This is a genomic window from Vibrio echinoideorum, from assembly GCF_024347455.1.
In the GTDB taxonomy this organism is placed as follows: domain Bacteria; phylum Pseudomonadota; class Gammaproteobacteria; order Enterobacterales; family Vibrionaceae; genus Vibrio; species Vibrio echinoideorum.
In genome coordinates, this window is sequence record NZ_AP025483.1 from 3138002 (window position 1) to 3154102 (window position 16101).

At 45.1% G+C, this 16101-nt stretch carries 10 protein-coding genes; 2 read left to right on the forward strand and 8 right to left on the reverse strand.

Annotated features, from left to right (window positions below):
• The first annotated feature begins 32 nt into the window (after positions 1–32).
• Positions 33–1310: an NRAMP family divalent metal transporter gene (locus tag OCV36_RS14110; protein ID WP_135456273.1), complete on the forward strand. Its 1278-nt coding sequence runs from the start codon at positions 33–35 to the stop codon at positions 1308–1310.
• 128 nt (positions 1311–1438) lie between these two features.
• Here OCV36_RS14110 and rapA read toward each other — a convergent pair whose 3' ends face one another.
• Positions 1439–4348, reverse strand: coding sequence for an RNA polymerase-associated protein RapA (gene rapA / locus OCV36_RS14115; RefSeq protein ID WP_017073037.1), 2910 nt, complete (start codon positions 4346–4348; stop codon positions 1439–1441).
• A 465-nt stretch (positions 4349–4813) separates the two neighbouring features.
• Here rapA and OCV36_RS14120 point away from each other — a divergent pair, with 465 nt between their 5' ends.
• Entirely contained in the window at positions 4814–6193 is a 1380-nt protein-coding gene (locus OCV36_RS14120) for a PhoH family protein (RefSeq protein ID WP_135456146.1), read from the forward strand.
• Positions 6194–6324: 131 nt separating this feature from the next.
• On the opposite strand, the gene tldD is transcribed toward OCV36_RS14120, so the two are convergent.
• The 7 genes from tldD to mreC all read right to left on the reverse strand — a co-directional run bounded on the left by tldD (position 6325) and on the right by mreC (position 16099).
• Complete coding sequence (gene tldD / locus OCV36_RS14125) at positions 6325–7770, reverse strand: metalloprotease TldD (protein ID WP_135456144.1); 1446 nt, start codon at positions 7768–7770, stop codon at positions 6325–6327.
• A gap of 19 nt (positions 7771–7789) precedes the next feature.
• Positions 7790–8602, reverse strand: coding sequence for a carbon-nitrogen hydrolase family protein (locus OCV36_RS14130; RefSeq protein ID WP_135456142.1), 813 nt, complete (start codon positions 8600–8602; stop codon positions 7790–7792).
• 106 nt (positions 8603–8708) lie between these two features.
• Entirely contained in the window at positions 8709–12581 is a 3873-nt protein-coding gene (locus OCV36_RS14135) for a YhdP family protein (RefSeq protein WP_135456140.1), read from the reverse strand.
• Between the two features lie 10 nt (positions 12582–12591).
• On the reverse strand, positions 12592–14061 hold the full coding sequence (gene rng, locus OCV36_RS14140) for a ribonuclease G (RefSeq protein WP_004735923.1): 1470 nt from the start codon (positions 14059–14061) through the stop codon (positions 12592–12594).
• 20 nt (positions 14062–14081) lie between these two features.
• A complete protein-coding gene (locus tag OCV36_RS14145) occupies positions 14082–14726 on the reverse strand; it encodes a Maf family protein (protein WP_017073031.1) in 645 nt (214 codons plus the stop codon).
• Between the two features lie 7 nt (positions 14727–14733).
• A complete protein-coding gene (gene mreD, locus OCV36_RS14150) occupies positions 14734–15222 on the reverse strand; it encodes a rod shape-determining protein MreD (RefSeq protein ID WP_017073030.1) in 489 nt (162 codons plus the stop codon).
• Positions 15212–16099 (reverse strand): rod shape-determining protein MreC, encoded by an 888-nt coding sequence (mreC, locus tag OCV36_RS14155; protein WP_135456138.1) that lies wholly within the window; start codon positions 16097–16099, stop codon positions 15212–15214. The genes mreD and mreC overlap by 11 nt, the downstream gene beginning before the upstream one ends.
• Between the last annotated feature and the right edge of the window lie 2 nt (positions 16100–16101).

Genomic DNA, 16101 nt, shown 5'->3' on the forward strand with positions numbered 1-16101 from the left:
GAAAATAAGAAGTCAGCATCAAAGGAAAAATGATGGAAAGTACGGTTAAAACAACCACAAAAGAAGCACAAACCTCTGCCCCCCTATCAACTTTAATTAAGTCTCTTGGCCCAGGTATTATGATGGCTGCTGCAGCTGTAGGAGGATCGCACTTAGTTGCATCCACTAAAGCTGGTGCCATTTATGGTTGGCAACTTGCCGCTCTTATTATCCTTGTTAACGTGTTTAAGTACCCGTTCTTTAAAGCGGGCATCCAATATACATTGGGCACGGGTCAAAGCTTAGTTGAAGGTTACTCTAACTTAGGTCGCCCTTACCTTGTGATCTTTTCTATTTTGAGTGCGATTTCCGCGGTTGTGAATACGGCAGCCTTACTGTTATTCAGCGCAAGCTTACTCAGCTACTTTATCCCTTTCGATTTAGCCACCAGCACACTTTGCATGATTGTTTTAGCAACGTGTTTGGTCATTCTATTTGCGGGTCACTATCGAGCTCTTGATACGCTATCTAAAGCGATCATGGCGATCCTGACCATCACTACTCTAGCTGCTGTGGCTATCGCTATTGGCTCTCCAGTCGAACCTGACGCTGCATTTGTTCCACCGTCGCCTTGGTCATTGGCTGCTATTGGCTTTATCGTGGTAACCATGGGTTGGATGCCTGCGCCTATCGAGATATCAAGCATCACCTCAATGTGGTTAAAAAGCCAAAAAGAGAAACAAGAAGTGACCGCTCAATCAGCATTGTTTGATTTCAACGTAGGCTACATTGGTACAGCATTACTGGCGCTGGTATTTGTCGCGTTAGGCGCCCTAGTACTTCACGGCTCAGGTGTTGAACTGTCTCGCTCAGGTGTTGGCTTCACTCATCAATTAGTCGGCATCTACGCCTCGACAATTGGCGAATGGTCTCGTCCATTAATCGCACTTATCGCCTTCTTCTGTATTTTTGGCAGTACCATTACCGTTATCGATGGCTATTCACGTGTGCTTGCAGAATCACAGCGCCTGTTATTGAAAAAAGAATCGAGCCCAAGAATGCTGCAAGGCTGGATCATCATTGTTTCTATCGCGGCATTGGCAATTGTGATGTTCTTCAGCGCAGCACTGATGCCAATGCTCGATTTTGCGATGGTACTTGCGTTTGTAACTACGCCATTCTTCGCCCTACTTAACTTCATCTTGGTAAACAAAGCTAAGCTTCCGGAAGTGCTTGCGATTGGTCCAAAACTAAAATGGTTATCGATAGCTGGTCTTACTTACTTGTTTGGTTTCTTAGCTCTATTCGTTTGGTGGAAATGGTTGATGTAATCAGCTCTCCAAATTATTAGCTAAACTGTTAACCGAACTCTTAACCAAACTACAGATACAAATAAGGCCTTCGCAATGAAGGCCTTATTTCGTTAAAGCGTTAAGCTAGCGATATACCAGTTCTTGGCTTAGTTATGAGAAACCACAATCAAACGTAGTGAATCTAACTGAAACTGAGCTTTGCTGATGTAACCCGTCAGTTCATTGATTTGAGCTTCGATAACCTCTAGCTCTTCATCACGAATATTAGGGTTCACGGCTTTAAGCGCTTGTAGACGCTCTAATTCACCGTTCAGATTAGTCTGCATATCTCTTTGAGCTTGTTCACGCACTTCTTCCACTTTAGGAACCACGTGCGCCTCACCCGCTTCGATAAGCTTATGAATCTCACCTTGTACCGAATTCACGAGCTTGCTCGCTAAATGACGGTTTACAGGACTTAGTTGACGGTTAAAGCTGTCAAACTCAACCTGAGCTGATAAGTCGTTACCACGACCATCCATCATCAAGCGAATTGGTGTCTTAGGTAAGAACTGACTGATACCGCTGCGCTTTGGTGCTTGCGCATCCACAAGGTAAACCAACTCAAGCAGGATAGTTCCCACGGGTAGAGCTTTGTTCTTAAGCAGAGATACCGCAGAAGCACCGACACCTTCACTCAATAGCAGATCAATACCGCCCTGAATCATTGGGTGTTCCCAGCTAATAAAATTCATGTCTTCACGAGAAAGTGCAGTTTCACGATCAAACGTGATGGTTGCACCTTCATAAGGTAAGCCTGGGTAGCTTGGAACCATCATGTGCTCAGAAGGTGTTACGACTAGAGCATTCTCACCTTTGTCGTCTTGGTTCAAACCAATGGTATCGAACAGACTCAGAGCAAAAGACACTAGGTTAGTATCACCGTCAGTAGACGCGATCTTTTCTGCAATCTCATGCGCTTTTTCGCCACCATTTGAATGCATCTCGAGTAGGCGATCTCGGCCCTTTTCTAGATCTGATTTCAGGCTTTGGTTTAGCTTGGCAGACTCTTCAATTACTTCATCAAGTTGCTCGGTATTACCAGAAGCTAGCATTTCGATTAGAACATCAGAATACTTATCGTAAACTGTGCGACCTGTTGGACAAGTCTCTGCAAATGCGTTCAGACCTTCATCGAACCAACGCGCTAGAATCGCTTGCGATGTGCCTTTTAGGTAAGGAACATGAATGTCGATATCACGAAGCTGACCGATACGGTCCAAACGACCAATACGTTGCTCAAGCAAATCTGGGTTGAACGGTAAGTCGAACATCACTAACTGGTTTGCAAACTGGAAGTTACGACCTTCAGAACCGATCTCGCTACAGATAAGAACCTGAGCACCGCCCTCTTCTTGAGCAAAGTAAGCCGCCGCTTTATCACGCTCTAAAATAGACATGCCTTCGTGGAATACCGTTGCACGCACACCTTCACGCTCACGCAGTGCTTGCTCTAATTGAAGAGCCGTACTCGCACGCGAAGCGATCACTAGGATCTTTTCGCTACGCTTGTCTTGGATCTTTTCAATCAACCAGTTCACTCGTGAATCGAACTGCCACCAGCTTGAATCTTCACCTTCAAACTCTTGGAAAATCTCTTCTGGATAAAGCATCTTCATCGCACGAGCTTCAGGGGCCATTTTGCCACCGATCATGCCTGATACACGCATAGATGTTGTGTACTGCGTTGGAATGTCCATCGGCAGTAGGTTTACATTACGCTTAGGGAAGCCTTTGATTGCTGCACGCGTGTTTCTAAATAGAACACGACCAGTACCATGGCGGTCCATCAGGTTATCAATTAGCTCTTGGCGCGCTAACGCTTGTTCTTCTTCGCTGCTATCACCTTCGATGATACGGAACAAAGGCTCAACATCTTGCTCAGAAAGAAGCTCTGTAATCTGATTTTTGGCGCTATTTTCAAGCTTCACGCCTGAGAACAATGCAGTGACTGCATCAGCAACGGGCGCGTATTGATCTTCTTCTTCAACGAATGCTTCGTAATCATAGAAACGGTCAGGATCAAGCAGACGCAGACGCGCAAAGTGACTCTCACGACCCAGCTGTTCCGGTGTTGCGGTTAACAGTAGTACACCAGAGGTATTTTCAGCCAAACCTTCAACCACTTGGTATTCGCGACTTGGTTTGTCTTGGCTCCACTCAAGGTGGTGCGCTTCATCGACAACCAACAGATCCCACTCACCTTCAAGTGCTTGTTCGTAGCGCTTGCGGCTCTTACGTAGGAAATCCAAAGAACACAGAACGTATTGTTGTGTATCGAATGGGTTATCCGATTCGGCAAAGGCTTCAATACAGCGCTCTTCATCGAAGATCGAGAAGTGCAGGTTGAAACGACGCATCATCTCAACTAACCATTGGTGTTGAAGAGTTTCAGGCACCACAATCAGAATGCGATCAGCGCGACCAGATAAGACTTGTTGGTGGATGATCATACCCGCTTCGATTGTTTTACCTAAGCCAACTTCATCAGCAAGTAAAACACGTGGAGCATGACGGCGACCGACTTCATGAGCAATGTACAACTGATGAGGGATCAAGCCAGCACGCATACCACACAAGCCACGCATTGGGCTTTTGTGTTGTTGGTATTGGTTGCTTAACGCGCGGTAACGTAGGACAAAGTTATCCATACGATCGATTTGCCCCGCGTACAGTTTGTCTTGCGGTTTGTTAAAGCGGATTTGATTGCTTAAGAATATTTCACGCAGAGTCACCTCTGTTTCTTGGGTATCTTCGCGAGTACCTAAGTAAGTCAGCAGCCCTTTATCTTCGATAATTTCTTCGACAGATAAAGACCAACCTTCTTGGCATTCGATGACATCGCCTATATTAAACGTTACTCGGGTTACGGGAGCATCAGTACGTGCGTACACACGATTTTCTTCTGACGCTGCAAACATTACTGTCACTGTTCGAGCATCCATTGCTACAACGGTACCTAAACCTAAATCGCTCTCCGTATCGCTTATCCAGCGTTGCCCCAAAGCAAATGTCATGAATCGACTACCTCAATCTTATAGTTGGAATTTGGTCATTTGAACTGCAATCTTAAACAAGAACGTTTTCGCTCCTGAATTAAAAATATAGCCAAAGATGCCTAGTTTGCAGCCACTTTTTAAGTGCGCTCTCGATAATAAATATCTTGAGGAAATGGTGCAGAAAAAGGTCGCTAATCTTACTCGATGCTGTGATTTAGGTCACGCCTAAAGGACATGATTTCATACTTTTTTTCTGTTTTCGCTAATGCAATCAAACTGTCAAAAAATCATGGTTAATCTACAGGTAGCAGATTGCTGCTCTCAAATGAATACTCGATATCCACCCACAACGATATGTCGATATTCCTTTAGATGAAGTTTAGGTGAGTAGTTGACTATAACCTTAGTGAGATACTAACCTTTATATGAGCTTTATCTACGTTCAATGGATGCAAAGCAGCCGCATGTCGGCAAGGAGATGCTATGAGCGAGACCAACCGGAAGCTATTTGTTTTAGATACTAATATCCTACTTCACGAACCCTTCGCTATATTTTCTTTCCAAGAGCACGATGTCGTTATTCCGATGACAGTGCTAGAAGAACTCGACAGAATCAAAGACAGTAAAAGAGACGTTGCTCGAGATGCAAGAATTGCGATTCGAACGCTCGAAGACTTATTCAGGGAAGCCACACCAGACCAAATATCGGAAGGCATTCCTTTTTCTCAAGACATTAACGCATCTGGCAGTATTTCAATACTCGCTGACTACGAACTTCAAGAAAGCGTCAAAGCCTTTGCCGACGACAAGGCCGGCGATAACCGAATCCTCAACGCTGTTTTATACCTTCAGAACAAACGTGCGCCGCGCGAAGTGGTTCTCATCACCAAAGACATCAACATGCGCTTACGAGCAAAAGGCGCTGGCGTTCGCTTTGTTGAAGATTATCAAACAGACCAACTGATTGATGATATCCAATACCTGACTAAAGGCTTTCAACAACTTGAAGGGGCATTTTGGGATGGCATCGATAATGTCGAGAGTAAGGCTTTAGGGGGAAAAACGTTACACACCCTAGCAAGAGGGCCTTTCGAACCGACCTTTCTCAACCAATATGTGATTGACGAGGAGAGTGACTTTGCCGCTCGTGTCGAAGAGATTGAAACCGAAACCATCACTTTAAGAGATCTCAGTCGCGAACGGTTAATGAACCGCAGAGCGTGGGACATTACACCGAAAAACATCTACCAAGGTATGGCGATCGATGCCCTACTCGATCCTGATATTGACCTTGTAATACTAACGGGGGCTGCCGGGAGTGGTAAGACACTGTTAGCCATGGCTGCCGCGCTTGAACAAACCATTGAGCGTAAACATTTCGATAAGATCATCGTAACCCGAAACACGCCCGATATCGGTGAGTCGATTGGGTTCCTTCCCGGCACCGAGGAAGAAAAAATGCTGCCTTGGTTAGCGGCAGTGACCGATACACTGGAAGCTCTGCACAAGAACGATCACTGCACCGAAGGGTCAATGAAGTACATCTGTGACAAAGCCAATATCCAGTTCAAATCGATTAACTTCATGCGAGGCCGCTCAATTCAAAATGCCTTTGTCCTTTTGGATGAGTGTCAGAACCTCACCGCTTCACAAATCAAAACCATCATCACCCGTTGTGGTGAAGGCACCAAGATCGTCTGTTCAGGAAACCTAGCTCAGATAGATTCATCCTACTTAACCCCTGTAACTTCAGGCTTAACCTACATGGTCGAGCGTTTTAAAGACTTCGAAGGCAGTGCTAATATTCACCTCAATGGTGTGGTACGAAGCCGACTGGCCGAGTTTGCTGAAGAAAATATGTAACTGTTCGGTTTAGTAAATAGCGATCCAGCAACAAAAAGCCCAGAAACAAAAAAGCGCCTCACATTGGAGGCGCTTCTAGCTTCTATTTTCTAAGAAACTGAAACTCTAATCAAACGCGGGGTTAGCCTGAATTACTCAGTACCACCTACTATAAGAGAGTCTAGCTTCAATGTTGGTTGACCAACACCGACTGGAACGCTTTGGCCGGCTTTACCACACACACCAACACCACGGTCTAGGCTAAGGTCGTTGCCTACCATAGACACTTGCTGCATCGCTTCTATACCAGAACCAATGAGCGTTGCACCCTTCACTGGGTGAGTGATTTTGCCGTTTTCAATCATGTACGCTTCAGAAGCTGAGAACACGAACTTACCAGAAGTAATATCAACCTGACCGCCACCGAAGTTTGGCGCGTAGATGCCTCTTTCAACCGTTGAGATAATCTCTTCAGGAGTATGTTCACCCGGCAGCATGTAAGTGTTTGTCATACGCGGCATAGGAAGGTGCGCGTAAGACTCACGACGACCGTTACCCGTAGGCGCTACACCCATTAGACGAGCATTAAGCTTGTCTTGCATGTAACCTTTTAGGATGCCGTTTTCGATTAAGGTATTGTACTGACCGTTTACACCTTCATCATCAACGTTTAATGAACCACGAAGATCTGTCAATGTACCATCATCAACGATCGTACATAGGCTTGATGTTACTTGCTCGCCGATCTTACCTGAGAATACTGAAGATTCTTTACGGTTGAAGTCACCCTCTAAACCGTGACCTACCGCCTCATGCAGTAAAACGCCTGGCCAGCCAGAACCTAATACGACTGGCATCGCACCAGCAGGAGCGGCTACTGCTTCAAGGTTAACTAACGCTTGGCGAATCGCTTCATCTGCAAATTGGTAAGCAACCTGAGAGCCATTAGCATCGCTTAGGAAGAAGTCGTAACCAAAACGACCGCCACCGCCAGCACTGCCACGCTCACGACGATCGCCTTTTTGTGCCAGTACGCTGATAGACAAACGAACAAGCGGACGAATATCACCCGCGAAAGTGCCGTCAGTAGCAGCAACAAGCATCTGCTCATGCACACCGCTTAAACTCACTGATACTTCAGTGACCATAGGCTCTTTGGTACGAATGTAAGCATCAAGCGCTTTTAGTAATTCTGTTTTTTGTTGTTTTTCCCAGCTTGCTAGCGGGTTAACCGCGTCATAGTAAGCTTGGTTCGAATTGCGTTTGAAAGCGTGAACCTTGCCGTTTTGACCTTGCTTCGCGATACCACGAGCAGCAATCGCACTTTGCTTCAGACCCTCTAATTGGATTTGATCAGAGTACGCAAAACCGGTTTTTTCGCCAGATACCGCTCGAACACCAACACCGCAGTCGATGTTGAAAGAACCGTCTTTAATGATGCTATCTTCTAGCACCAAAGATTCATGCCAGCTTGACTGGAAATAGATATCAGCATAATCAATTTGGCGGGTAGCAATGCTCGCCAATGTATCTGCGATATTTTGCTCCGTAAGCCCTGTCGGGTTCAGTAGTGCTTCTTCAATTTGATTAATGCTCATAAATGGCTCTTGTTTGTAATTAAAATTGATTGGTGAATCGAGAATGTTGCGCTATTGGCATATTTTGCCTGATTGATTCGCAACTGGATGTGTCTATCTCAACCACCATACTTTTAGGATCTTGGTCTAGCTGTGCGACCACTCGTCCCCATGGATCAACCACCATTGAGTGTCCCCATGTTTCTCTTTGGCAAGGATGTTTGCCACCTTGCCCTACCGCGACAATCCACGATTGTGTTTCGATCGCACGGCACCTTAATAAGGCTTCCCAATGCGCTTGACCAGTCACTGCTGTAAACGCCGCTGGAACGATAATGATCTGCGCACCCTGCTTACGTAACTCTGAATACAAGTGTGGAAAGCGCACATCATAACAAATACTCAAACCTAAGCGACCAAAAGGCGTTTCTGTCGTCACAACTCGGTCACCCGGAGTGAAAATATCGGACTCTCGATAACACTTATGCGCATCGGCTACATCAACATCAAACATATGTAGCTTGTCGTAATGAGCCACTAAGCTGCCAAAATCATCAATCACCAATGTTGTAGTAGTCACGCCTTCAGCCGTACTTATCGGCATGCTACCGACAATAATCCAGATTCGATGAAGCGTAGCCAACTCAGACAGTTTCTTCTGCAATGGGCCATCATTTAAGGGCTCTGCATACTGGTGATAATCGGCTTTGCTACCAAAAACTAACGCGTTTTCAGGGCAAACCACCCACTTAGCCCCTAACGCTTTGCACTTTGCTACTTCTTGAACAAGGTAGTCAAAGTTCAATTCAGGGCTGGGGCCAGATGTCATTTGAATCAACCCAACACAATCCATGTGTATCGCTCCTTCATTCATTATGATTCAGAAATCAGCATTTACCGTATATTAATCAGCGAGTACTTTAACTAATTCGTCTATTAATCGGCTCGCTTAGCAACGGTTACTGAGCGAGTTTCCTAAGCTTTTCTGGTAACTGGAACTCACCGGAACTGCGTGAAAGTTCACTTACCGTTGGTGAATCCAGAGGTCCTTTCACCGAGTAATTAACTTGGGTAAAGACCTCAACCACTGGCGAAATAACGGTAGTTACCGCCAATACGTACAGTGCGGTTTGCGGAGTCACAGCAAATGCCGTTAATACCGGAATACCGGATGTAATATCTGGGGTAAAGTTCACTTCAGCATCAACCTGACGCGTATTCAGGTTAGCGATACCTTTGATTTGCATCTCGCCTGCGACGGCATCCATGTTTAAGTCATTCGTCAGAAATATGCCATTTTGAATTTTACCCGTACCTGTGATGCTGTTGAACGCCATGCCTTTATCAAACACATCAGAGAAATCGAGCTGCATCTTACGAATGATTGAATCTAGGCTAAACAAACCAAGCAATCGAGCAGCACCACTTACGTCTGAAATAATGCCTTTGCCGAATTTGGTTTCAACGTTTCCGTCAAGGGTATCCATTTTAATACCCCAAGGAGATCCATCCCACTGCAGTTGACCTTCAAGCGCGAAAGGCGCTTTTTGAATCCCTGAAGTAATACCAAAACGTTCCATTAATTCACTGTTGTTCTCGCCTTCAACATCAACGGCGAGCGATGAATGACTCTTATCGCCTTTCAATTCCCACCAGCCACTCACATCCGCTTTGTTTCCGCCGCTTCGAACCTGAATCTTCTTCCACTCAATACGATCGTCTTGCCTAGCCAGTTCAACATCGACCTTACCGACCTTATAGCCTTGCAACCAAAAATCGTTAAGGGTTAATTTTAGATTTGGCATCGCATCATGGATCTTTCTATCCAATTCAGAGATCAATGGGGCTTCTTGCTCTTTTCGTTGAAGCAATTGTTCTTGGTTTTTCTTGTCACTCCACTCAGGAACAAACAAATGTAGGCGATCCAGCGAAACCGTTAAATCGTATGGAGGCAGATAATTAATATCCCCTTCGATCTCTTGGCTAGACACTTCCATCTGCCACGCCTGTTTGTTCTTACGAGCGCTAAAATCGACATCATTCCAAGGAATACCGCCTAAGATCAGTTCCTTACTTTCGAACGTAATGCGACTTGGTGCAGGAATGGTTGGCGTGTTCATTTGACTGAGCACAGCATCTGAAGGCTTCACCGGTTCCATCACTACCGATAACCAATCATCGGCATTGAACTTGTCAGTGCGAATTAACGCATGATGGCCAACAACAGGACTAATTTTATAACCACCCCGACCAAGCACTAAGTTAGTCGCCGTTAACTTGGGAACATCGCCTGTAATATCAATTTCAGCCTGATATTTGGTGCTAGGGAGCTGTAAACGTGCGGTAATCGCTTCTTGGTTACCCGACGCTTGTAGCCTTGCTGAGCCACTTTCTAATGATTTTTTCGCCAATGGGTATGGGTAATCACTGGCCAAATACTTAAGATCTGACTGCAAATCCAGTTGGTAACTAAAACCGATATCGTTGAGCTGAATATCAATCTGACTTTGCCACTGAGCATGACCCGATAAACGGCTTAACCATTGCTCGCCAATATAAGGCTCTAGAGGTTTAACGTCCCAATCGCCTAAAACATCGATATCAACTGCGTATCCTGGGCCATCATTGAGGCCTTTAAAATCAACAGAGATGCCCTGTTTCAGTAAATCAGCAGCTAAGCCATTCGCCGTGATGACATCATTATCAAACTCGATACGTCCTGTCGTGTTTTCAAGCACCATTGGCGGAGCTTCAATTTCAACATGATTCCCACTCAGATCGGCATAACCCCACGCTCTTGGCTCTTTTTCGGAATCAAAAGGAATATTGAGTTGGAATTCAGATGACACATCGCCACTCACTTGCAGAGCCGTTAAGGCTGCACCGACGGAATCGACTAATGGAGAAGCGGTCATGTAATCGCGTACTGCATTGCCCGACGCGGTGGCCTTCGCTTCAATTTCAATATGACCGCCTTCCCCTAAATAGGGAATACGACCAGTAATACGATCGGCGGTTACATCCATCAATTGAGCCGAACGAGAATCTAGATGCATCGCATCATTTTCAAATAACAGATCAAGTTGAAGATCGGTAATCAGTGGCCAACCGGTATCAAAACTAAATTTAGCGTTCTCTAACCCAACCCAAACTTGGAAAATACCATCGTGATTGGTGTAGGGGTATTGGGCTAACTCACCATGCCAAAGTAACTTAACGGTGTCGGCTTTACCGGCTTGAATCGCAGTAGAAAGGTAATCAGTTAAATCTTGGCCAAGCGCTAATGTCGGTAAGTAACGCCATGTTTCGCCCACATTGTAAGCGTCCGCTTCACCGTAAAAAGACAGGTATGGGCTTGCATCATTCGGGAAGTCCAAGCGAAATGCGCCCAAAACTTGTAAATCTGGCGTTGCAGCCGTAATTTTATCCGACCAAAGCCTCCAACCGTTTTCATCTTGCTGCCAAACAATATCAACCTGACCTTGTTTGATATTTAGAGGGGCTTGGAATACATCGCCATAAGGAAACACATCATCAATAACATGCAAGCTGGCTTTCGCTTCTGATGCAGAACCAAACACACTCCCTGAAACTTGGCTAAAACCCGGGACTAATTCCCATTGCTCGATAGCCATATCAGAAAAACTCGCAGAATAACGTAAGCTTTCAATACCTGAATCCATTGATACACGAATATCAGAAACCAAACCACCGGGAGCCAACGAGTTAATCATTTGGGAGGACTGTTCAGAATCCGGCAACAACTTAATCAACGGCGTTAGTGTTGCAACATCAAGCTCAGAAACATTGAGTTGCCACGGACCTTTGTTCCACTTAAATGCGACATCAAGTTCAGGCCAAGGCGTGTCATCGGTTCTCAAATTAAGTGAGTGACCATTTACTTGCCAACCATCTTCCAATGGAGAAAGCTTAAACACACCAGATTCAATCATCAAATCGTGGCGGCCATCCTCGTTCCAAGTCAGTTCAGAAGGTAATACCTCAACATAAGCATTAACTGGCTTACTGTTTTTCAACGTTAACCAGCTATTAAGGCTGACCGTACCGGTTTCAACACCTGACTCCGCCTGCATGTAGCGGGTTAACCAAGGCTTCACCGAGATATTATCCGCGCTCACATAGAACTCGCCCGTCATATCGGTCAACGATCCACCATCAACAAAGTTAGCACTCACTGACAAGGAATTTAGGTTGGCGTCTTTAATACTCACCACACCTTCCGCAAGGTGATGTTTACCTGAGTTTTGCCATTTTAAAGTTTCAATGTCGAGTTGGCGGTCTTCGTCAGAAATAGTCCGATATGCAAGGGTTGAATTTTTAGCGGTAACATCCACTAACGTTTTCAACAACAAGTTATCCAGCTCTTGCATAATTCGCTTTGAAGAGTTCGATTCTTTAGGTTTATCTTTGCCGTTTTGCCCAGCAAACAAATCAATAGAGCGGATATCAAGGTACATTTGATTCATGACCAGATCGGCCACAACCGGACGCATCTGAACAAGCGATTGAATCAAGTCAAACTCGACTTCAACACGCTCAACAGAGAAGGTCACATCTTCAGCATTTGGAAGGCTGGCTTTAACGCCTTGTAGGGCAATAGAGGGGTGAGTGTTGCGCCAAAAACCACCCACGTCTTGAATTGAAAATTCAAAACCGGAATGTTGATTTACCCAAACTTCAATTTCAGATTGATACTTGTTTAAATTGGGTAAGGCTACACGCAGTGTAGTAACGGCAATGGCTAGCGTTACTAAGAGAGTAACCACTAACCATAAACATGCACGAAGAATCAGAGTAACGCTTGAGCTCACAAAATATCCATTACATCATAACAACATCAAACTGCTCTTGTATGTACAGAGGCTCAGCCTGGATTTTAACTTGTTTACCAATAAACACTTCAAGCTCAGCGAGCGCGTGAGATTCATCGCCCTCTAACGCTTCAGCAACAGCGGCTGCCGCATACACAACAAACTTGTCAGCGTCATACGCACGATTCACACGTGTGATTTCTCGAAGTATTTCATAACAAACTGTTTCGACTGTCTTCACACTGCCACGACCTTCACAGGCAGGGCAACTAGAACACAGAATATGCTCAATACTTTCACGAGTACGTTTACGAGTCATCTCAACTAAGCCAAGCTGTGTGAAGCCATTGATATTGGTTTTCACACGATCTTTGTCTAGCGCAGCTTCTAAAGAAGTTAGTACTCGCTTACGGTGCTCTTCTGACAACATATCAATAAAATCGATAATGATAATGCCACCTAAGTTACGTAGACGCAGCTGACGAGCAATGGCTTGTGTCGCTTCTACGTTAGTATTGAAAATCGTTTCTTCTAGATTACGGCGACCAACAAATGCGCCGGTGTTAATGTCGACAGTGGTCATCGCTTCCGTTTGGTCGATAATCAGATATCCACCAGATTTTAATTCGACTTTACGGTCCAAAGAGCGTTGAACTTCATTCTCGGTATCGTACATATCAAAGATAGGCTTGTCGCCTTCATACAACTCAAGCTTTTCAGTAAGCTCTGGCACGTACTCAGAAGTAAATTCTTTTAGGTTTTCATACTCTAAACGCGAATCGACCTGAATTCGGCTCAACTCAGTACCCACAAAGTCACGCAAGATACGCTGGCTTAGGCAAAGTTCGCCGTATAGACGAGTACGAGCTTTGTGTTTACCACGACGCTCTAGCACTTTTAGCCATAATCGTTTCAAGAATGCGGCATCTTGTGCCAATTCATTCGAGTCAGCCCCTTCTGCGGCCGTACGGATAATGAAGCCACCGTGTTCATCACAGTAACGAGATACCACTTTTTTAAGACGGTTACGTTCTGACTCACTATCAATTCGCTGAGAAACACCGACATGGCTTGCGCCTGGCATAAAGACCAAATAACGAGATGGCAGAGTGATATCAGTGGTTAAGCGGGCACCTTTAGTACCAAGAGGGTCTTTGACAACTTGAACCACAATGTCTTGACCTTGACGGACAAGCTCCGAAATATCACGGACTTGAAACTGTTTTTTTTCATTTTCAGCAACACATTCAGTGTGCGGAACAATATCAGAGGCGTGTAAAAAAGCTGCTTTCTCAAGGCCTATATCCACAAAAGCTGCCTGCATTCCAGGAAGAACACGGCTTACACGTCCTTTATAGATATTTCCCACGATACCGCGTCGAGCATCTCGTTCGACGTGGATCTCTTGAAGAGCCCCCCCTTCAATCATGGCCACACGAGTTTCACTCGGGGTCACGTTCAGCAACAATTCAGCACTCATGCTGCACCTCAGATTAGTAATTATAAGAATTCTTGCAGTAGCTGGTCCGTTTCAAATAAAGGTAAGCCGACAACGGCGTAATAACTACCTTCGATTCGGGTAACAAAGCGTCCACCCAAACCTTGGATCCCATAGCTACCGGCTTTATCGCATGGCTCCCCTGTTTGCCAGTATTGTTCTATTTCTTTTTCACTGAGGGGTTTAAACCATACGTCGGTAATAACGATTTCTGTTTTTTGTTTTTCAGCCGAAACCACAGAAACGGCCGTCATCACTTGATGGCGTTCGTTGGCTAACTGAGTAAGCATACGCTTAGAGTCAGAAAAGTCGGCTGGTTTCTCGAGCACTTGCCCTTGGCTGACGACAACTGTGTCAGAACCAAGAACCACTATTTCAGAATCAAGAGAAATAGCATCAGAGCCAAGATCTACATTATCAGAACTAGGAACGACATGCTGCTTTTCATCGGTATTCGTTGTTAATAAAGAGAGCGCCGCTAAGGCTTTATCTAAAGATAGTCGCTTAACGTACCCTTCGGCGGTTTCTTGTGCGTGCTTACATTCTTCAACATCGGTTACCAGGATAGAAAACTCGTAGCCCAGTTGAGAAAGAAGCTCTTTGCGGCGTGGGGAACCCGATGCCAAAACTAAATGTTTCTTTTTCATCGTCACGCTACCTCACATGCCAATGGCGACGCACGCGCCTCATTAATAAAAACATCCAAGGCCAAAGTATACAGTTTATCAATGCGCTCCATAACGATAACGGATTGAACACGACATCTTGGATCAAATATTCACCAAAGAAGATCAACACTTCAAACAGCACAGTCAACGCAGCAATAATCATGGCTTGTTGCCATAGCGCCATGTTGCGTATTACCAGGAAGTTCATCGCAATAATGTACATCACTATTGCCATCATCATCCCGCGAATACCCAATGTTGAACCGATCAAAAGATCCCACAACAAGCCTAGAATCAAAGCGCTACCCACGTTAACACGGTGAGGTAGAGCCAAAACCCAGTAACAGGTCACCAATAGCAACCAAGAGGGTCTGAATAGATCCAAACTACCGGGCCACGGGATCGTCTGCAGAATAAGCGCGATCAAAAATGAGCAACCAATTACTACCTTGCTTCTTAAAACGCTATTGGCCATCTTCGCCCTCTAACAATGCTTGTTCTATGCTGGATTGATCCGCTTGCATCTGTTTGTTTTCATCCGGCCATACAAGCAGTAAATACCTGAGCTTATCAAACTCAACCACAGGCTCTGCTTTGATAACCGCAAACTCACGTTTCGGGTCATAATCAACGGCAGTAACGTAGGCGACTGGATAACCTTCTGGATATACTCCACCGAGTCCAGATGTCACCAATAGATCTTCTTCTTGTATATCGGTACTGGTTGGAATGTGCTCTAGCTGGATCTCATCAATCATGCCATTACCCGAAGCGATCACTCGAATATCGTTACGAATAACCTGAACAGGAATCGCATTGTTTGCGTCAGTCAGTAACAGGACACGACTATTGTGAGCTGCAACAAAAGTCACTTGACCTACAATACCTTTCTCGTTGATCACCGGTTGACCTTCATATACCCCATCAATCTGACCTTTATCGATCACAACCTGATGGCGATATGGTGAAGTATCTACTGCCATAACCTCTGTGACGACTTTCTTTTCGTCACGGATAAACGGAGATCCTAATAACTTACGAAGGCGTTTGTTTTCTTCTTGATATTGCTCAAGCAGAATCAGTTCGCTCTTCAGACGCAAAACTTCTCGTTTAATATTATGGTTGGATTCGATCAGGCCTTTACGAGTACTAAAACGTTCGTAGACACCATCGAACATAGTGCGAGGTAAGTTGGCAGCATATTGAATAGGTGCAACCATGCTGTTTAATAGATAGCGGACATTTGAGAAAGTATCTAAACGACTATCAGCCAGCATAAGGCTGGCTGATAACGTTACAGCAAAAAACAGGCGCAATTGTAGAGAGGGACCTCTACCAAAAATTGGCTTCATTC